Annotated in this window: 7 protein-coding genes and 5 pseudogenes; all 12 read left to right on the forward strand. The window is 42.8% G+C overall.

Annotated elements, in window-relative coordinates:
• Positions 1 to 36: 36 nt before the first annotated feature.
• The 12 genes and pseudogenes from pepN to uup all read left to right on the forward strand — a co-directional run bounded on the left by pepN (position 37) and on the right by uup (position 21,272).
• Positions 37 to 2,626 (forward strand): annotated as a pseudogene (pepN, locus tag J5O05_RS00440) (aminopeptidase N).
• Positions 2,626 to 2,847: a DUF2835 domain-containing protein gene (locus tag J5O05_RS00445; RefSeq protein ID WP_208843126.1), complete on the forward strand. Its 222-nt coding sequence runs from the start codon at positions 2,626 to 2,628 to the stop codon at positions 2,845 to 2,847. Before pepN ends, J5O05_RS00445 begins: the two are co-directional and overlap by 1 nt.
• 226 nt (positions 2,848 to 3,073) lie before the next feature.
• A pseudogene (locus J5O05_RS00450) lies at positions 3,074 to 5,189 on the forward strand (DUF1302 domain-containing protein).
• 10 nt (positions 5,190 to 5,199) lie between these two features.
• Positions 5,200 to 6,569: pseudogene (locus J5O05_RS00455) on the forward strand (DUF1329 domain-containing protein).
• Positions 6,570 to 6,704: 135 nt separating this feature from the next.
• A complete protein-coding gene (locus J5O05_RS00460; RefSeq protein ID WP_208843127.1) occupies positions 6,705 to 7,742 on the forward strand; it encodes a WD40/YVTN/BNR-like repeat-containing protein in 1,038 nt (345 codons plus the stop codon).
• Positions 7,742 to 10,073 (forward strand): annotated as a pseudogene (locus J5O05_RS00465) (efflux RND transporter permease subunit). The gene J5O05_RS00460 and the pseudogene J5O05_RS00465 overlap by 1 nt, the downstream one beginning before the upstream one ends.
• A gap of 201 nt (positions 10,074 to 10,274) precedes the next feature.
• The gene (locus tag J5O05_RS00470) at positions 10,275 to 15,113 is read left to right on the forward strand and encodes an NAD-glutamate dehydrogenase (RefSeq protein WP_208843128.1); all 4,839 of its coding nucleotides are present in this window, start codon (positions 10,275 to 10,277) and stop codon (positions 15,111 to 15,113) included.
• A 135-nt stretch (positions 15,114 to 15,248) separates the two neighbouring features.
• Entirely contained in the window at positions 15,249 to 16,259 is a 1,011-nt protein-coding gene (gene pyrD / locus J5O05_RS00475) for a quinone-dependent dihydroorotate dehydrogenase (protein ID WP_208843129.1), read from the forward strand.
• Positions 16,260 to 16,380: 121 nt separating this feature from the next.
• Positions 16,381 to 16,911: a cell division protein ZapC domain-containing protein gene (locus J5O05_RS00480; protein ID WP_208844434.1), complete on the forward strand. Its 531-nt coding sequence runs from the start codon at positions 16,381 to 16,383 to the stop codon at positions 16,909 to 16,911.
• A gap of 121 nt (positions 16,912 to 17,032) precedes the next feature.
• A pseudogene (rlmKL, locus tag J5O05_RS00485) lies at positions 17,033 to 19,143 on the forward strand (bifunctional 23S rRNA (guanine(2069)-N(7))-methyltransferase RlmK/23S rRNA (guanine(2445)-N(2))-methyltransferase RlmL).
• Positions 19,136 to 19,366, forward strand: a complete 231-nt coding sequence (locus tag J5O05_RS00490) for a glutaredoxin family protein (protein WP_208843130.1) — start codon at positions 19,136 to 19,138, stop codon at positions 19,364 to 19,366. Before rlmKL ends, J5O05_RS00490 begins: the two are co-directional and overlap by 8 nt.
• Position 19,367: 1 nt before the next feature.
• Positions 19,368 to 21,272, forward strand: coding sequence for an ATP-binding cassette ATPase Uup (gene uup / locus J5O05_RS00495; RefSeq protein ID WP_208843131.1), 1,905 nt, complete (start codon positions 19,368 to 19,370; stop codon positions 21,270 to 21,272).
• Positions 21,273 to 21,278 lie beyond the last annotated feature (6 nt).

Here is a 21,278-nt window from a genome sequence, read left to right on the forward strand (position 1 = left end):
TCAACATTGTTGGGGCGTTTTTTTAAGGAAGTCATCATGTCAACAAAACCTCAAGCAAAGTATTTAAAGGATTACACTCCTCCTAGCCACCATGCCGAGTCTATCGAACTGACCTTTGAACTCTCGCCAAATGAGACGCTCGTAACAGCGCACTCAATTTGGGTAGCAGAATCTGATGCGACAACGGTATTAAGTTTAGATGGCGTTGATTTGGATTTAGTAGAGCTCAAAGTCGATGGCGTTGCCTTTGACTCATATGAACTGAGTGAGAACAAATTAATCCTATCTTCGCTACCTTCGCGTTTTAGCTTAGAAATTAAGACTAAAATTGATCCTGCAAACAACTCCTCTCTGGAAGGTTTATATCAATCTGCAGGTGCATACTGTACGCAATGTGAAGCCGAGGGTTTTAGGAAAATTACCTATTTTCTTGATAGACCAGATGTATTAACTGTTTATACGGTTAAAGTAATTGCAGCCCAACATATCCCTTATCTACTTTCAAATGGCAATAAGATAGAAGAAGGGCAGTTAAGCGACGGTCGTCATTATGCAACATGGCATGATCCGTATCGTAAACCTAGCTACTTATTCGCACTTGTCGCAGGTGATTTTGACGTTTTAAAAGATACGTTTAAAACTCGTTCAGGAAGAGACGTTGAGCTTCGCTTTATTTGTAGACAAAGGAAACTTGCCAAAAGCGCCACATGCAATGAACTCGTTAAAAGCAGCTATGGCATGGGATGAAACACGATTCAATCTTGAATACGACCTCGATATTTACATGATAGTTGCGGTCGACTTTTTCAATATGGGCGCGATGGAAAACAAAGGACTAAATATCTTCAATAGTGCCTGCGTTCTCGCTAATCAGGAAACTGCGACCGACAGAGACTACCATACAATTGAATCAATCGTCGGTCATGAGTACTTCCATAACTGGACTGGTAACCGTATCACTTGTCGCGATTGGTTTCAGTTGTCCTTGAAAGAGGGTTTAACCGTATTTCGTGATCAAGAATTTAGTTCAGATCTTGGCTCGAGAGGTCTCAATCGTATCGATGCGGTCAATGCCATGCGAATGCATCAATTTGCGGAAGATGAAGGGCCTATGGCGCACCCAATTCGCCCTGAGAAAGTAATTGAAATGAATAACTTCTATACCGTTACGGTATACAACAAAGGTGCGGAAGTGATTCGGATGTTGCATTCTCTGCTCGGCGAGGAAGGTTTTCAAAAAGGAATGCAGTTGTATGTAGGACGCCATGATGGACAAGCGGCGACCTGTGATGATTTTGTCGCTGCAATGTCCGATGCAAATAATGTGGACCTCGGCCAATTTAAATTGTGGTACAACCAGCATGGAACGACAACGTTAAATGCAAAGTCGAAGTTCGATGAGCAAAGCCGTCGCTTTACGCTGACGTTGACTCAGCGTCCACCTAAAAACAATGCCAGTCAACCACCACTACTTATTCCAGTTGCGATTCAATTGCTAGATCTTAACGGTAACGACATTGACCTCAGCAATGCATCAAACGTTGTTAATAATGTTCTTCAATTAAGTGACTACGAGCAAACATTTGAGTTTGAGAATATTCAAAATGAGCCTGTCGTCGTGTTGCTAGAAGATTTTTCCGCGCCCGTTAAAGTTCAATTTGAACAGTGCCTAGAAGATAAGCTCCATATTCTTAAATTTGCCCGAAGTGACTATTCTCGTTGGGAAGCCATGCAGCAAATCTTTACCCATGCGGTTGTTGAAGCAGTAAATAACGAAACACGTGATATTGACTCAAGAATAGTTGATGCGTGTAAATCGCTTTTGGAAAAGCCCGTTGGTGATTTAGCATTACTAAGCGAATTATTAATACTGCCGAACTTTGAAACACTCGCGAGTCAGTTTGATACAACACCAGTGGACGCGCTTATCGAGATTATCGATGGTTTTGAACAGCAACTCGCCGAAAAACTGAAACCATATTGGCGCACTGTCTATGCGAATTTGGCAGAGAATCATGCTCTAAATGCACAAGGGGTAGGCGTCCGTTCGCTTCAAAATACTTGTTTGTATTACCTTGCTAAAGTTTCAGATGCTGAAATTGATGGTTGGTTGGAAAACGCGGCGCTTAGTGCAAACATGACGACCAAGCTCGGCGCGTTACGTGCGATGGTTGGCGCCACGCATTCATTACTTGAAGAATCAATGACTCGCTTTGATGGTCAATGGCGACATGATTTGTTGGTCATGGATAAGTGGTTTGCAATGCAGGCAATGCGTAGAGATGAAAATGCAATTGCCCGCTTAAAATCGCTATTTACACATCCTTGTTTTGATAAAAGTAATCCTAACCGTGTAAGGGCTTTGATCGGAAGCTTTGCACGCGCAAACGTTCGTCATTTTCATAGAATTGACGGGCTGGGTTATCAAATTCTTGGGGATTTGCTCATTGAGTTAAACGATATTAATCCACAAAATGCGTCAAGAATGCTAACGCCATTTATGGGTTGGAAGCGCTTTGATGGACATCGGGCTGAACAAATGAAGTCTCAGCTACAGCGACTCGCCGATTTACCGAATCTAAGTGACGATCTATTTGAAAAGGTAGAAAAGGCGCTAGCGGGCTAATGAAGGAATATTTGTTCTCACTCGCACTGACGCATGATCAATGTATGCATTATTACCAAGGTACAGTGCAGTTTGTACAAGTTATGTCTGATGATGGGAAGCGAATACGCTTCCCAGCTGCTCGATTACGTCCTTTTATCAGTTCAATAGGGATACGTGGTCGATTCAGATTAATCTTGTCTGAAAACAATCAGTTTCAAAGCTTAGAAAAAATACTTTAATCGCATATAAATATTGTATTTTTGTTAAATGGGTTTGTTCTAAACTTAAATTACGTGTTATAACTTATCTGGTTGGACGTCTTACCAAGTAAAAATGTGTCAACATTAGCAAGTATATGCACCGATTGAACGCGTTCAATTTGTATTTTTACAAATTCGCTTCTATCGTTACGACAACAAAAAACAATAACTTGATAATAATTACCCGCCAAAGGGGGGAGAAATAATGACAACAAGACTGCAATTTGTGAAAAATAAAATCACGCTCGGTCTTAGTGCTGCATTGCTAGTTGGCAGCACAGCTGCTCAAGCTGCAAGTTTTGAAGTTGGCGAATTTGATGTTACGTTCGATTCTACGTTTTCTTACGGTCAAAGTATCCGTATCGAAGACCGTGATTTTACCTTCATCGGTAAAAGTAACCATCCTCGCTTCAATTGGACTGGCTATAATGCAGCGATAGGGAATACGATATACTCATCCTCAGAAGTATGGGACTCAACCTGGTGCATACTCGAATAATGGTGACGCGGGCGATTTAAACTTCGACGCGGGTGATACGTTCTCTCAATTAATCAAAGGTACACACGAACTTTCAATCCGTCAGGAAAACTGGGGGATTTTTTCGCGTTTCATGTACTTCTATGATTTTGCCATGGAAGACGGTGATTTCGCATACAAAAATCCAGTTTCTGGCGCTTCTGTTGACCCATGTGAAAACGATGACACAGCAGCATTAGTCTGTTCAGACTTCCGTCTTCTTGATGCATTTGTTTGGGCAAACTTTGATTTAAATAACGGTAATAACCCACTCTCGGTACGTGTTGGACAACAAGTGCTAAACTGGGGTGAAAGTACGTTAATTTCTCACGGTATCAACGTAAACCCAGTTGATATTGACCGTTTAAAAGCGGCAGGTGCAGAACTTAAAGAAGCCTTTATACCTGTAGGTATGTTCTGGGCGTCATTAGGCGTAACGGAAAATTTAACGCTAGAAGCGTTTTACCAATATAAGTGGCAAGAAACACGTCTTCCAGCTACTGGTAGTTACTTCTCAACCAACGATTTCGCATCTGAAAACGGCTACTCTCAAAATATCCAGTTAGGCTTTACGTCAAATCCTGATATCGATTTAACCCACCTTACTTCCGTGCTAAATAATTTAGATACATATTGGAAAGGTGCGTTAACTGCGAAGGGTCTAGACGCAACAGATCCTGCCGTTTTAACAAGTGCATCTGCACAGTCTCTACTTGCACAAATGTATTTAGCCTACCCAACTAAGGTGGCGCTTAAAGGCAAAGGGGATGCAGGTAAAACAGAACCACAAGATGCAGGACAGTACGGTCTTAAGCTTGCTTGGTATTCACCTGAACTAAATGAAACAGAATTTGGTTTGTACTACACGAATTACCATAGTCGAGTACCACTTATTTCAGGTAAAGCGTCTAACTTTACTCAAGCGGCGATTGCGAAAGATTTGGCTTACATCAGCCAAAATACAATTACTGAAGATAACATTACAAACCTGAATGCCTTCACAAAAGGCCAAATCGTTTACCCTGAAGATATCGAACTATATGGTTTAAGCTTCAATACGACGGTTGGTGAAACGGCGGTGTCGGGTGAATTTGCTTATCGTAAAGGTGAACCTCTACAGATTGATGACGTAGAGCTATTGTATGCTGGTATGGCTGAACAATTGGCTTATGCTGGTATTCGTCCTGATTTTGCGGGTCTATCGCAAATGAGTCAGGGTGACCAAGTCGCTTATGTTAATCCAGGTGAAATCGCACAGGGTTACATTGAGCGCGATACAATGCAGTTACAGTTCACTGCAACACATCTATTCGGTCCATCTTTAGGAGCGGATAGTTGGGCAGTTGTGGGCGAGGCTGGTGTTGTAACTATCAAAGACATGCCAACTTACGACGAATTACGTCTAAACGTCGCGGGTACTGGACGTAGTGGCACAATTGAAGGTGTCCCTGGCAATAGTTACGATTTACTGCACATTGCACTTTCAAATGGTCCTGAAACGAATCCGTTCCCAACGGCAACGTCTTGGGGTTACCGTTTAATTGCAAAAGGTGAATACAACAACCTATTCTCGGGCGTAAACTTCTCGCCACGTGTTGTATTTTCTCACGACGTGAATGGCACGACACCAGATCCAATGTTCTTATTCGTCGAAGACAGAAAGTCGTTGGGCGTAACGCTTAACTTTAACTACCAAAACGCATGGTCATTTGACTTTGGTTATAACGCGTTCTGGGGTGGCGGCGCGACTAATACATTCGCAGACCGTGATTTCGTGTCTTTCAATATCAAGTATTCAATCTAAGGGCTTAAGTATGTTTAAAAAACCAACTCTTATTGCTGCAGCCCTAATCGGGTTATTCTCGGCACCAGTGGTTATGGCAAAGATGACTGCTGATCAAGCCGCTCGTTTAGGCAAAGATTTAACGCCAATCGGTGCAGAAAAAGCGGGTAATGCTGACGGTTCTATTCCAGCATGGGATGGCGGTATTACTAAACCAATCGCAGGTTACACGGTTGGCATGCACCATCCAGATCCCTACGCAGATGACAAAATTATTCTAACAATTACGAAAGCGAATCTAGATCAATACAAACAATACCTGAAGTCTCAGGGCAAGTGGCATTGTTTGAAGCGTATCCAGACACTTTCAAAATGAACATCTATCCAACGCGTCGCAGTGCGGCTTATCCTCAGTTCGTTTACGATGCAACAAAAACGTATGCAACGACTGCAGAGCTAATTGGAGATGGTAACGGTATTAAAAACACCGCAATCGGTATTCCTTTCCCTGTACCGCAAAATGGTTTAGAGGCTATCTGGAACCATTTGTTACGTTATCGTGGCCTTTCAATTGCGCGTTTTGGTGGTCAAGCTATGCCAACTGAGTCTGGTGATTTCAATATCATTGGATTTGATGAGCAATTGTTAGTTAAGTACTCTGAACCATCGGTTACGCCGAAAGAACTTGAAGAATCAAACATTCTATTTAAGTTCAAACAAGCCGTAACAGAACCAGCACGTCTTGCTGGTACTGCATTACTTGTTCATGAAACCATGGACCAAGTAAAGACACCACGCCAAGCTTGGACTTATAACACTGGGCAACGACGTGTACGCCGTGCACCAAACGTTGCTTATGATGCACCAGGAACAGCGTCTGACAGTCTTCGTACTACCGATGACTTCGATATGTTTAACGGCTCTCCGGACCGTTACACGTGGACGCTTAAAGGCAAGCAGGAGATGTATATCCCGTACAACAGCTACAAACTGCATAGTGACAAGCTGAAGTATGAAGATATTATCAAGCCAGGCCATATTAACCCGGAACACGTCCGTTATGAAAAACACCGTGTGTGGGTTGTTGAAGCGAATCTAAAAGAAGGCACTCGTCACATTTATAAGAAACGTGTGTTCTTTATTGATGAAGACAGCTGGCAAATCCACATCGCGGATTCGTATGATAACCGTGATCAATTATATCGTGTCGCGATGGCGCACGGTCTAAATTACTATGAAGTGCCAACCCATTGGAGTACGCTAGACGTATATCACGATCTTAACTCTCGCCGTTACCTAGCAATTGGTTTGGATAACGAAGAAAAGATGTACGATTTTAGCCAAACGTTCCAAGACAACGAGTTTACGCCAAATGCGTTACGTCGTGAGGGTACTCGATAAGCGTGTAATATGGGACTACGATTGGAGTTGTCGCTCCAATCGGGTACCTAGTTCCAACCGCAACAGGCAAGCACTCGCTTGCCTGTCTTGTCCTGTAAGACTTCATCTCCCGAACCCGTTTAAGAGAGCTTCTTTATGATGTATAAGCTAAAAGCGAGTGTAGCGTTGTTGTGTGCAAGTTTTGCTTCGCACGCAGGCGATTACGATACTCGACTTCCCGATACGCTCACGCCGGAAGCGGCGCTTCAGGTTGCCCATCCTGAGAAAACCCTGTTTACTGATCTGGTATTTAACGGAACATCCTATGTTGCTGTGGGTAAACACGGAACTATCGTTATTAGTAAGGATGGCGAAAACTGGACTCAAGGTAACTCTCCTGTACAATCGCTGCTTACCGCGGTCTATTTTACTGATGCACAACAAGGTTGGGCATGTGGTCACGATGCAACTATTTTGCACACTCAGGACGGCGGTAATAACTGGACAATTCAACAATATTTACCCGAAGTCGACAAACCATGCTTAGACATCGCGTTTTCAGATGAAAAACATGGTATTGCAATCGGCGCATACGGCATGTTGTATGAGACAACCGATGCAGGTGAACATTGGCATAAACGTTTTTTAGACGATTTGTTATTGGAAGACGATAAAGTCTACTTAGCGGATTTGAAAGAGTCTGACCCTGCAACATACAAAGATGAGACCGCATTTATGCTACCGCATTTCAATCGCTTTGCAGCTAAAGGCGACACTTGGATTATTGTTGGCGAAATGGGGCTAGTAGCGGTTAGTCAAAATAAAGGTGAAACATGGACACGTTTAAATGAGTTTTATAACGGTTCTTTTTTTGACGTTGCCATTAATAACAAAAACGAAGTTATTGTAGCGGGTCTTCGTGGTAATGCGTTTGTGACCACGTTTGATGAGTTACTTAACGATAGCTGGCAACGAATTGAATTAAATAAAACGTCGACGATTAACAGCATTGTTGAGTCTGAAGGCAAAGAGATTTTAGTTGCGAACAGTGGCTTGATATTCATTCGTAATGGCGAGCAAATAGAAACAATCAGTATGAAAAGTGGCAAGTCTATTTTATCTGCAGTAGCGACGAATGGAAAACTGATCCTGGCAACAGAAAGTGGACTCAAGAGTGTGGAGAATAAGAACTAATGCGCAGTATTTTAGAATTAACGGAAAATGTCATTTTTAGACATCGTGCATTTGTTTTAGTGTTGTTTGTCTTGATGACGGGTTGGCTCGGGCTAAAAGCCACCAATATTCAATTAGACGCCGCATTTACGAAAAACATCCCGCTCAATCATGAATACATGAAAGTGTATTTAAAGCACGAGAAACAATTTGGTGGTGCGAACAGTATACTTCTTTCTGTATGTGATAATGACGGCGACATATTCAATGAACCTTTCTTCACTCAACTGAAGGCTGTCCATGACCAGTTGTATTTCATTCCAGGTGTAAATCGTCCTCTCGTTAACTCGATTTTTGCGCCAAGTGCGCGTTTCGTTGAGGTTGTTGAGGATGGCTTCGCGGGTGGCCCGATTATTCCTGCTAATTTTGCCCCGACTGAACAAGGGCTGGCCGTTGTAAAGCAAAACATCGAGAAGGCAAAAGTTGTTGGTCGCATGGTTGCATCTGACTATTCTTGTGCGATGGTAACGGCTCAACTGATGGAAATTGATCCTCAAACTCAAGAAAAGCTCGATACACTCGAATTTGCTAAAAAGCTAGAAGAACAAATTAGGGACTCCACTGAGTACAGATAAAGTCAGCATTCACATCATCGGATTTGCGAAGATGGCTGGCGATATCGCAGAAGGGGCGAAAGGCGTTGTGCTGTTCTTTGCTATTGCCATCGTTTTCACGTTTGTGATGGTTTGGCTGTTCTGTAAAAGTTTAAAACTGACCCTGCTACCGATTTTGTGTTCACTGATAGCTGTTGTGTGGCAAATGGGCTTATTGTCTGTTTTAGGCTTTGGAATGGACCCAATGTCTATCCTTGTGCCGTTTTTAGTCTTTGCAATAGGCGTATCACACGGCGTGCAAATGATAAATGCGATAGGTAAGAAAGTGGGCGAAGGAGTAACGAGTAAAGTCGCCGCTCAAGGGAGCTTTAAAGCCTTATTAATACCTGGAGGCATCGCACTCCTATCGGATACGGTAGGCTTTTTAACGTTACTTGCAATCGACATCGGTATTATCCGTGAACTTGCCATCACAGCGAGTTTAGGGGTTGGCGTCATCATCTTCACTAACTTGGTATTGTTGCCAGTCATGGCGTCTTATTTTGATTCTAGCCATATTCATCGTATCGGTGATGGACACGACTCTTCACATACCGTGCTGGCGACACTTCGGGAAATTTTGGTAAAAGCGACGGATAAAAAATGGGCCGCAATAATTTTAGCTGTTGCAACGCTACTGTTTGCCTTTGGCTATGTTGAATCGCAAAAAATGCAGATTGGTGATTTGCAAGCGGGTGCACCAGCACTTCACGAAGATGCGCGCTACAACCAAGATACCTTTTTGATTAACGATCGCTACACAATCAGCTCAGACATCCTTAAAGTGATTGTGGAGGCGTATCCCGTCGCGTGTACTGAACATGAAGTGATGGAACGCGTGAGTCGCTTCCAATGGCGTGTAGAAAACCTCCCAGGTGTGCAATCAGCTGTTTCGTTGAGTAGTGTGTCGCAATCGGTGAACGCAGGTTACAACGAAGGCAATTTGAAGTGGCAAATGATCCCTCGTAATGAAGCATCATTGGTACAAGCAACTTCTCGCATTGAAACAAGTACAGGTTTACTAAATGGCGATTGCTCGGTTATGCCTATTATCGTGTTCATGCAAGACCATAAAGCAGAAACTATCGAACACGTCATTGCCTCGGTAAAAGAGTTTGCTAAAGAAGAGGGGACAGACAAACTTCAGTTTAAATTGGCTTCAGGTCCGATTGGTGTAATGGCTGCAACGAATGAATCGGTGTCTGCTGCACAAATGCCAATGATGGTCTATGTTTATGGTGCTGTAATCGTTTTATGTTTGATTAGCTTTAGAAGCGTTCGTGCAACAATCGCGGTGGTGTTGCCACTTTATATTGTATCAACGTTAGCTCAAGCATTAATGGTTCATTTAGAGATCGGTTTAACAGTATCTACATTGCCTGTTATTGCGCTAGGAGTTGGTATCGGTGTCGACTACGGTATCTACATTCTTTCGTCAATGATGGGGCAACTTAAGCAGGGTGTTGCTCTGAACATCGCCTATCGTAATGCGCTCGCTGAACGAGGTAGTGCGGTGCTGTTTACCGGCATCACATTGGCCGTGGGTGTGAGTACATGGATCTTCTCTGCGCTTAAATTCCAAGTTGATATGGGCATCCTTTTGACGTTCATGTTTTTGGTAAATATGTTGGGTGCAGTACTACTTTTACCAGCCATTGGAGCCTTCATCTGGTCTGACCAGAAAAATAAATGTGAATAAATGTTCCATGAAAAAGTCGTCATTAACGATTTATATCTATATTTTGTGAATAGATGAGCAAACAGCTGAAAAAGCTTGAAATGTTTTCGTCGAAAAGGCTGTTTATTAGCGTAAGAAAGGTTAAAATTCACCTGACTCCACGCTAATAAATGGCTGTACAATAATCTACCGTTCAAAGGTGGTATAGATTAAGGAACACATATGACACAAAATGAAGGTCAAGCATCAGTTATCCTCGATAATGTATGCAAGCTGATCCAAAAGAAAGTTCACGCTGAGCATGTGTCACTCGTTGAGAAATTTGCCAAATCCCTGTACAGCAACATGTCGAAAGAGGATTTGGTAAAACGTAACGACAGTGATCTCTACGGTGCTGCACTTAGTCTCTGGAATGCGCTAGAAAAAAATAACACAGATGAGCCATTCATCCGTGTTTTTAACCCAGAGGTAGCAAAAGACGGATGGCAATCGTCTCACACTATCGTCGAAATCATCGTAAAGGACATGCCATTTTTGGTTGATTCAGTCCGTATGGCGATGAACCGCGAAAACATTGTTTCTCATCTGTTGTTACATACTCCTCTCAAATTACAACGTAATGAAAAAGGCGTTATTTCAGCTATTTCTAATTTGAAAGCTGAGCAAGAATCAACGTCAACGAAAACGGTGTTCTTTATTGAAATCGACCGTCAAACGGATAATAAAGTCATTGAGCGTTTTACGGCTGAACTTAAATCTTCGCTAAGCGATGTTTCAGTTGCAGTTGAAGACTGGCTGCTTATCCGCGATAAACTTGTCGAAGTTTCAAAATCTCTACCAACACGTCCACATCAATGTACAGAGCATGAAGTTGCAGAAGCATCTGAATTCTTGAATTGGTTAGTGAGCGACAATTTCACGTTCATGGGTTACCGTCAATACGACTTAACACCGGTGAAAGGTGATTACGAACTTAAAGCGGTTACCGGTACAAGCTTAGGTCTGATGAAAAACTCTGAGGACGATGCAAGTTTGTTCTTATCGAGTCTGCCAGAAGGCGCACGAAAAGAAGCGCGTAGCAACAATTTACTCGTGTTAACAAAAACGAACTCTATCTCACGCGTTCACCGTCCTGCTTACATCGACTATGTAGGTATCAAACGTTTCGATAAGGAAGGCAATGTAATTGGTGAAGATCGTTTCATCGGTTTGTTCTCTTCTAACTTCTACAACAACAGTGCTCGCGACGTCCCTATTCTGAAAAGTAAAATAAATCGCATCATGGAAATGTGTGATTTTGCACGTGGCACACACGCTTACAAAGCAGTGTTGAACATTTTAGAGACATACCCGCGTGATGAATTAGTTCAAGCGCGTGAAAACGAATTGCTTGAAGTCGCAACAGGCGTTCTGCAAGTACAAGAACGTGACATGTGCCGTCTATTCGTTCGTAAAGACGTATATGGTCGCTTCTTCTCGTGCATGGTTTATGTTCCTCGTGAACGTTACAACACTGCACTGCGTCGTGAAACGCAAGTTCTGTTGGCTAATGCGTTTGGTTCTCAAGAAAAAGTGGAATTTACTACTTTCTTCTCGGAATCAACACTAGCTCGTACTCATTACATCGTTCGCGTGGCGGACAATAACATCGAAATTAACGTGAAAGACATCGAAAATAATTTACGAGAAGCTGCTCGTACGTGGGAAGATAAACTACAAAGCGCGTTGCTTGAAGGTGCGGGTGAATCACGTGGCAACGAATTGACACGTAAATACACGAATGCGTTCCCACACTCATATAAAGATCAAGTTCTACCAAGTGCGGCAGTGGTTGATATTGAAAAGCTTGAGCAATTAACGGAAGAGAACAAGTTAGAAATTCTATTCTACCGTCCTCAAGAGGAAGCGAATACCTCTATCGTGCGCTTGAGCTTGTACCACAAAGATGAGCCAATTCATCTTTCTGATGTTATGCCAATGCTTGAAAACTTTGGCTTGCGCGTAATTGGTGAAACGCCATTCCCAGTTAAAACCACTGACGGTAAAGTAAACTGGATCATGGATTTCTCTATGATCCTAGACAGCAAACGCATCGCTGACTTTGATAAAGTATCCGCTCGATTCCGTGCGGCACTGACCAACGTTTGGAACAACCGTTTAGAAAACGACGGCTTCAACCGTTTAGTTCTAATTGGTAACATGACAGGCCGTGAAGCTTCAATCCTTCGTGCTTACGCGAAGTACATGCGCCAAATCGGTGTGACATTCTCGCAAAACTACATCGAAGCAACATTTGAGCATTATCCACACATTGCACAGATGATTGTTGAGTTGTTTACGAAGAAATTCGATCCTAAGAAGCCAGGTACTGAGAAGCAATTAGAGAAAATTATTGAAGCGGTATACGCAGAACTTGAAAACGTAGCAAACCTAGATGACGACCGTATCATCCGTCTATACGTTGACATGATCAATGCAACACTGCGTACAAACTTCTATCAAAAAGACCGTGATGAAAAAGCCAAGTCTTACATCTCGTTCAAGATCAAATCTCGTGGCATTCCAGATATGCCGTTGCCATTACCTGCATTTGAAATTTTCGTCTACTCACCTCGCGTTGAAGGTGTTCACTTACGTGGTGGGAAAGTGGCTCGTGGCGGCCTTCGTTGGTCTGACCGTCGTGAAGATTTCCGTACAGAAGTACTTGGTCTTGTTAAAGCGCAGAATGTTAAAAACACGGTTATCGTACCTGTAGGTTCAAAAGGTGGCTTCGTATGTAAGCAACTGCCGACAGAACGTGAAGCATTCTTTAAGGAAGGCCAAGAGTGTTACAAGATCTTCATTCGCGGTTTATTAGATATTACTGACAACATTATTCATGGTGACATCGTTCCGCCAATGAATGTTGTTCGTCATGACGAAGATGACCCATATCTTGTAGTTGCTGCGGATAAAGGTACTGCTACATTCTCTGATATCGCAAATGGTATCGCTGAAGAGTATAACTTCTGGTTGGGCGATGCATTTGCATCAGGTGGCTCAATCGGCTATGACCACAAGAAAATGGGTATTACTGCTCGTGGTGGTTGGGAATCAGTTAAACGTCATTTCCGCGAAATGGACATTGACTGTCAAACAACGGATTTCACCGTGGTAGGCATTGGTGACATGGCTGGTGACGTATTCGGTAACGGTATGTTGTTGTCGAAACATATTTGTTTACAAGCCGCGTTTAACCACATGCATATCTTCATTGATCCTACGCCAGACCCAGCAAAATCGTGGGAAGAGCGTAAACGCATGTTCGAATTGCCGCGTTCATCGTGGGAAGACTATGATAAATCGTTAATTTCAGAAGGCGGTGGTATTTTCTCTCGTGCAGCGAAGTCAATTACGTTGACGCCTGAAATGAAGAAAATGATCGGCACGAAAAAAGCGGCGATGACACCAAACGAATTGATTAAAGCATTACTTACAATGCCTGTTGATTTGTTGTGGAACGGCGGTATCGGTACATACATTAAGCATTCTAAAGAAACGAATGCGGATGTAGGTGACCGTGCAAACGACGCACTACGTATCAACGGTGGTGAGTTGGGTGCGAAAATTCTAGGTGAAGGCGGTAACTTAGGTGCGACGCAACTAGGTCGTATTGAGTTTGCTGCAAAAGGTGGTCGCGTAAACACAGACTTCATCGATAACGTAGGTGGTGTTGCGTGTTCAGATAACGAAGTTAACATTAAGATCCTACTGAACGGTTTAGTAGCGGAAGGTGATTTAACGCGCAAACAACGTGACGAATTGCTTTACTCAATGACTGATGAAGTAGCGCAACTGGTGTTGAAAGATTGTTATCGTCAAACGCACACGCTGTCTATCACTAAGTCTAAAGGTCCAGATACGCTGAAAGAGAAAGTGCGCTTTATCCATGCTCTTGAAAAAATGGGTAAACTTGACCGTGCTATCGAATTCATTCCGTCAGATGAAGAACTTGCTGAACGTGCAGCTGCGGGCAAAGACTTAACGCGTCCAGAACTCTCTGTGCTTGTCTCTTACTCGAAGATGGTATTAAAAGAGTCATTGGTTGTTGAAGAAATTGCAGACAATCCGTACTACAGACAATTCCTTGTAAATTCATTCCCAGCGCCACTTCGCAGCAAATTTAATGCAGCGATGGACAACCATCCGCTACGTCGCGAAATCATTGCAACTAAACTTGCTAACGCGATTGTTAACGACATGGGTTTGAACTTCATGGTTCGTATGCATGAAGAAACAGGCGCGACTGACGCAGAGATTGCATTGTGTTATTCAATCGCAAGCGAAGTGTTTGAAATGAAAGACACATGGAATGAAATCTCAAGTTTAGACAACAAGATTTCTTCTGAAATTCAAACCGAAATGTTGTATCAACTTCGTCGTACGGTTCGTCGTGCAACACGTTGGTTCTTACGTCACCGCAACAAGGCATTGACGATTCAAGAAACTATCGAGTTCCATAAACCGACGTTTAAGGATTTGGCAGCAAATCTACATAACTACATGGTTTCTAGCGAAAGTGAGTTAATCGTTGATGCAGCACGTGACCTTGAAAAGGCAGGTGTACCAGCTCATATTGCGTCGCGTATTGAGTCGCTTTCAAGCTTGTTCTCTGCGATGGATCTTGCAGAAGTTGTCCACAAAACGAACAAGCCTGTGGCGTTGGTTTCTGAGACTTACTTCAAGCTTGGTAACAAGATGGGTCTACACTGGTTCCTTGATCAAATCACTAAACAACCAGTGGCGAACCATTGGCAAGCGCTTGCGCGTGCGTCATACCGTGAAGAGTTGGATTGGCAGCAACGCTCACTTTCAGAAGTGGTGTTGGCAAGTTCGGTTGAAGAAGCTCAAGATGTCGAAACGCAAATTGATACTTGGATGGAATCACAAAACCTATTGCTACAACGTTGGAAGCAAATGTTGGCCGAGTTTAAGACCTCTCAAAGTCATGACTTTGCGAAGTTCTCTGTAGCACTAAGAGAGCTGATGCTGCTTAGTCACAACTGCGATACTTCCAAATAATTTCAAAACCGATAGAATACCCCAGTTTTAACTGGGGTATTTTTTTGTCCCAAAGTTTATGTTTTTCTTTTTGATGACAAAGCGTGTTTTGATTCAACAAAAAGAAATTATGCGATTAGTTACTAAGGAGTTTTCATGTTTTATGATTTAGCGCGCCGATTCATGTTTCGTAAAGATGCCGAATGGGCACACGAATTCGCCTTAGATAATTTACGCCGCTTCTCTGGTACACCGTTAAGCCTTGCTTGGTCTCAGACGATAACAGATAAGCCGGTTAACTTTTTAGGTTTAGAATTGAAAAACCCTGTTGGGCTTGCAGCAGGTTTAGATAAAAACGCGGAATGCATCGACGCATTTGCACAAATGGGCTTTGGTTTTATCGAAGTTGGCACCGTTACGCCAAGACCGCAGGCGGGCAACGATAAACCTCGAATTTTTAGACTTCCAGAAGCGGATGCAATTATTAACCGCATGGGATTTAACAACAAAGGCGTCGACAATTTAATAAACAATGTTAAAGCGTCAAAATACAAAGGTATTTTAGGTATTAACATCGGTAAAAACAAAGACACGCCAAATGAACAAGGAAAGGATGATTACATTCACTGTATGCGAAAAGTGTTTGAACACGCGAGCTACATTACCGTAAATATTTCTTCTCCTAACACGCCTGGCCTTCGTGATTTACAATATGGCGAAGCGTTGGATGACTTACTAGAAAGTTTAAAATCAGAGCAAATGGATTTAACGGCTAAGCACCAAAAAAATGTGCCTATGCTGGTAAAGATTGCACCGGACATTGATGCAGTTCAAGTTGCGCAAATAGCGGAATCGTTGCTAAAAAATCGCATTGATGGCGTTATCGCGACAAACACGACACTAGAGCGTGAAGCGGTTAAAGGTTTACGTTTTGCAGACGAAGCAGGTGGGTTGTCCGGTCATCCAGTACGCGAAAAATCCACTCATGTGGTATCTGAACTCAAACGGATCACGGAAGGTAAGCTGCCGATCATTGGAGTAGGTGGGATCGATGATGCACGATCTGCAAAAGAAAAATTGTCTGCGGGTGCGTCGCTAGTTCAGGTTTATACTGGCTTTATCTATAAAGGCCCAAGAGTGGTGAAAGAGATCGTCGAATCGTTATAAGGATCAGGTATATAACAAAACGATCCTAAACAAATTGTTATTATAAAAAATTTCACATCGCGATATTTCGCGTTATACTCTCGTGCACTATTTGAATTTTCAAAATTGTGCACGGGGGCAGATTTTGCAAGCATCTAAAGACTGGCGATGGAAACGCTCAGAAGAGTCTAATCGATTGCATGTGGATCTTGGTCCTGACATGGAACTCATCACACCCTACAAACTTCGGTTACTCACTGAAGATACACGTGTAAATCCAAATTTTAGTCTTCAAGACGCAGAATTTTACAATCAAGTTTTCTGTTATTTGCAACAGTTTGCTGTGTGGAGCGAAGCTGTGTGTTGTCAAATCGCATTAAACGCGACCGCTGCAAAACATTACTTACTCCCCATGCAACCAAAAAGTTGGTTTTTTAAGCCGTATTTGGGGGCTACTGCGATTAACGACGCTGTAGTTGTACTCGAAAGCGACTGTCAGCAAGGTGAGTTTTTAATTGTTGAATGTGGCGCAGAAGCGTCATTGTGCATCAACCTTCAGGCCGAATTTAGACTCGACGAACATTTAATTCTTGAACCCTTTCAAGCTATTCGAGTATTGAATAATCGGATCCACCCTTTAATGGCTATGCAAAAGTCAGCACAAACAGCGTAAAAAGCTTTTTAGCTTTATACATTTGCACTGGTTCACAAATGTATTAATCTGTAGTTCTCTAATTCAATTGAAGCAACATGTGATATAATCCCGAAGAATTTGAATTTTAGGGTTTAACAAGTTGCAATTTATCGCTTTAACCTCCATTGGCGTCGAAACGTTACTCGCAGAAGAACTGCAAACATTCGGTGCGACCATTACAAAGCAAACGATCGGTTCAGTTCGTTTTGAAGCTGACAGTCTACTCGCTCAGAAAATTTGTTTGAGTACGCGTTTTTCAACGCGGATCATGATGATGCTTTCTCAAAGTAATGACGTCAAAGATAAAGATGCCTTGTATAAACTCGCAAAGAACATTGAATGGGGCGAGTGGTTTGGTCCAAAACAAAGTTTCGCAGTTGAATTTAACGGTACTAATACATTACTGAAAAACTCACAGTTTTCAGGCATGGTCGTAAAGGACGCGATTGTTGATTACTTCAATGATAAAGATGGGCAGCGTCCGAACGTCGACAAAACAAGCCCGAATGTGCGTGTTGTTGGTAAATTAAATAAATCAGATTGTGCGCTCTATGTCGATTATTCAGGTCCGCGTTTGTCAGACAGAGGCTATCGTACAAAACAGGGCCAAGCGCCAATCAGGGAACATTTGGCAGCGGCGTTGATTAAGCGCAGTGGTTGGCTGGAAGACCCAACAAAGCCGCTTTTTGACCCTTGTTGTGGTTCAGGTACATTGTTGATTGAAGCCGCTTCTATGGCTCAAAATATTGCTCCCGGACTTCAAAAACGATTTGCGTTCCAAGATTTACCTGGTTTTCGCGATGCAAAGTTTAAAGAAATTAAGCAAGCCCTTCGCGATGCGCAGGTAACACCGAACCTTTGGTTGATTGGCCATGACATTGACGAACGTGTGTTGAGCGTTGCGGAACAAAATGCTTCGCGTGCAGGTTTTGAAGGTCAGATCCAATTTAAATTAGCAGACGCGAACAAACTTACTGCTGTTGCGAAACGTCCTGGCCACGTTGTGTCGAATTTACCCTATGGTGAGCGTTTGGGTGGTATGGCGGAGCTTGTGAATTTGTACCGTAATTTAGGTGGTGCATTTAAACAATCTTTCCAAGATTGGCATGTGGCGCTGCTTGGTACAGACGAGAGCCTCTTTAATCTTCTAAAGCTAGTGCGCGCTAAAACCTATAAGTTTAAAAACGGTCCACTTGACGTACTTTTCAATCTTTATCAACTTGATGCCCGCCAGGTATCACAAGTAAATCGCGCTAATACGCTTCATTTCGAGACGTCGTCGGCTTTTGCTAACCGTCTTAAGAAAAACCTTCAAGGTCTTAAATCTTGGGTAAAACAAAATAACATTGAAGCATACCGCGCTTATGACGCAGACATTCCAGAGTACAATGTTGCTGTAGATGTTTATCCATCACACGCGGTTATTTACGAATATGCGGCGCCAAAAAATGTAGATGAAAAAGTCGCTGAAAAGCGTTTGCAGGACGTCATTACGCTGACAGCACAAACACTCGACGTGGCACCTGAGAATGTGGCTGTTAAAGTACGCAAACGCCAAAAGGGGAAAATCAATACGAGGTATTGAGCCGTCAAGATCGCGTTATGGAAGTAAACGAATTCGGTGCGAAGTTTAAGGTCAATTTATTCGACTATTTGGATACAGGATTATTTTTAGATCATCGTTTGGCACGACGTTACATCCAAGAAAACGCAAAAGACAAACGATTCCTGAATCTGTTTTCGTATACAGGAAGTGCATCAGTCCATGCGGCACTCGGTGGAGCAAAATCTGTTGTGACGGTAGATATGTCACGTACTTACCTTAAATGGGCGGAAGAAAACTTTGCACTTAATAATCTAAAAAGCCCACGTTACCGTTTCGAGCAAGCTGATTGTTTAAAGTGGCTAGAGCATGCGCAAGGTCAATACGATCTGATCTTTTTAGACCCGCCAACTTTCTCCAATTCGAAACGTATGCAAGCCGTGTTTGATGTGCAGCGAGATCATATTCAGCTGTTTTCATGGGTGAAGAAAATTCTGAGCTCAAATGGCACACTTCTGTTTTCGAACAATAAGCGTGGTTTTGAAATCGACGAACTTGGTTTGATGGGACTGGGTTTAAAAGCGCAATGTATTTCAGATAAAACCATTTCACCCGACTTTAAGCGCAACAAACAAATACATAATAGCTGGTTGATCACGCATGCCTAGTTTGACGTTGTATCATACTGAAGGTTGCCATTTATGCGAAATGGCACATGACCTGATAGGTGACGTAGTCGATTTATCGGTTTTACAACTTCAAGATATAGTTGATGATGCAGAATTAATGGAACGGTATCAGGTTTCTATTCCTGTATTACTAAGACAGGACAACGGAAAAGAACTGTATTGGCCTTTTGATAAACAACAAGTAGAAGAATTTTTAGCATAGTATGGATTTAATTCGAATTAGCAAAGCGCAGCTCGCGTTTGGTACACATCCACTGCTAGACGACGCAGAAGCAGTGATCTCTAGTGGAGAGCGCGTTTGTATCGTTGGGCGAAACGGCGCAGGTAAATCAACCCTTTTAAAAGTGTTAGATGGCCAAGTGCTGCTAGATGACGGTGAAATCAACCGTGTGCAAGGTTTGAAAGTATCACGTTTAGAGCAGGACCCACCGCGCGGTGCATTAGGTACTGTGTTTGATTATGTAGCTCAAGGGCTACCAGATGTTGCTGAATTGCTGATTGAATATCACCGCATAAGCGACGAAATGCAAAATAATCATTCTGAACAGTTGCTAAAGCGTTTTGAACGGATCTCTGCAGACCTTGAGGCGGTGGACGGTTGGCGTTTTGAAAGCCGGATTAAACTCGTTTTAACGCAGCTAGAACTGACACCAAACTTGGAACTTAACTCGCTTTCTGGTGGTTGGTTGAGAAAGGTGGCATTGGCAAAGGCATTGGTTAGTGACCCTGATCTGTTGCTACTTGACGAGCCAACAAACCATCTCGATTTGCAAAGCGTGGTATGGCTTGAACAATTACTAAAGGATTTCAAAGGTGGGATCGTGTTTATCTCGCATGACCGTGCGTTTATTCGCGCCGTTGCTACACGTATTCTCGACCTAGACCGAGGTCAACTAATTTCTTACCCTGGTAACTATGAAAAATACCTTGAACAGAAAAGTCATGATCTTAAAGTAGAAGAAACACAAAACGCGCTTTTTGACAAAAAGCTTGCTGAAGAAGAAGCATGGATCCGACAAGGTATAAAAGCGCGTCGCACACGCAATGAAGGCCGCGTAAGGGCGCTAAAGTCATTGCGTCAAGAGCGTAGATCGCGCGTCGATCAAGTCGGAAAAGTCGACTTCAACATTGAAAACGCAGAGCGTTCGGGTAAGTTGGTTTTTGAAGCTCAGCATATTTCACACGAGTTTGGCGAAAAGAGCATTGTTAAAGACTTTTCAACGATTGTAATGCGTGGCGACCGTATCGGGCTTGTGGGTCCCAATGGTGTAGGTAAAACAACGCTACTAAAACTGCTCTTTGGTTCATTACAGCCACAGAGCGGTAAAGTGAAGCAGGGTGTCAACCTTGAATTTGCTTATTTTGACCAATATCGTCAAGTGCTCGACGAAGAAGCGACCGTTCAAGATAACGTTGCTGAAGGTAAACAAGAAGTCATGATGGGCGGAAGAAGTCGTCATGTATTAGGTTATTTGCAAGATTTCTTGTTCCCCCCAGCGCGAGCTAGAACACCTGTTAAAGCGCTCTCTGGCGGAGAAAAAAACCGACTCCTACTGGCTAAACTATTCGTTAAACCGTCAAATGTGCTTGTACTCGACGAACCAACAAACGACTTGGATATTGAAACGCTTGAGCTTTTGGAAGAAATCATTGAGCAGTATCAAGGCACCGTGCTGATAGTGAGTCACGACCGAGAGTTCATAGACAACACCTGTAGTGCAGTTTGGGCGTTTGAAGGTAACGGGAAAGTAACGGAAATAGTCGGCGGATATAGCGATTGCGAAGCGTATCTTAAACAACAGGCTGCGATTCAAAAAGAAAATGAAAAACCGGTGCAAAATGAAACAGTTGTTAAAGCTGTTGCGCCGAAAAAGGCAAATAATAAGTTAAGTTATAAGTTAAAACTTGAATTAGAGTCATTACCAAGTAAAGTGGAAGCGCTCGAAGTAGAGCTAGAAACACAGCAGGCGCTTGTCAATGATCCTGAGTTTTTTAAGCAAGATGCGGAAACTACTCAAGCGGCATTGAACCATTTAGCTGATCTCGAGTCGAAGCTCGAAACCGCATTTAATCGCTGGGAAGAACTCGAAGCATTACAGAATCAGTAAGGATTA

This window comes from Pseudoalteromonas xiamenensis, assembly GCF_017638925.1.
Lineage (GTDB): Bacteria > Pseudomonadota > Gammaproteobacteria > Enterobacterales > Alteromonadaceae > Pseudoalteromonas > Pseudoalteromonas xiamenensis.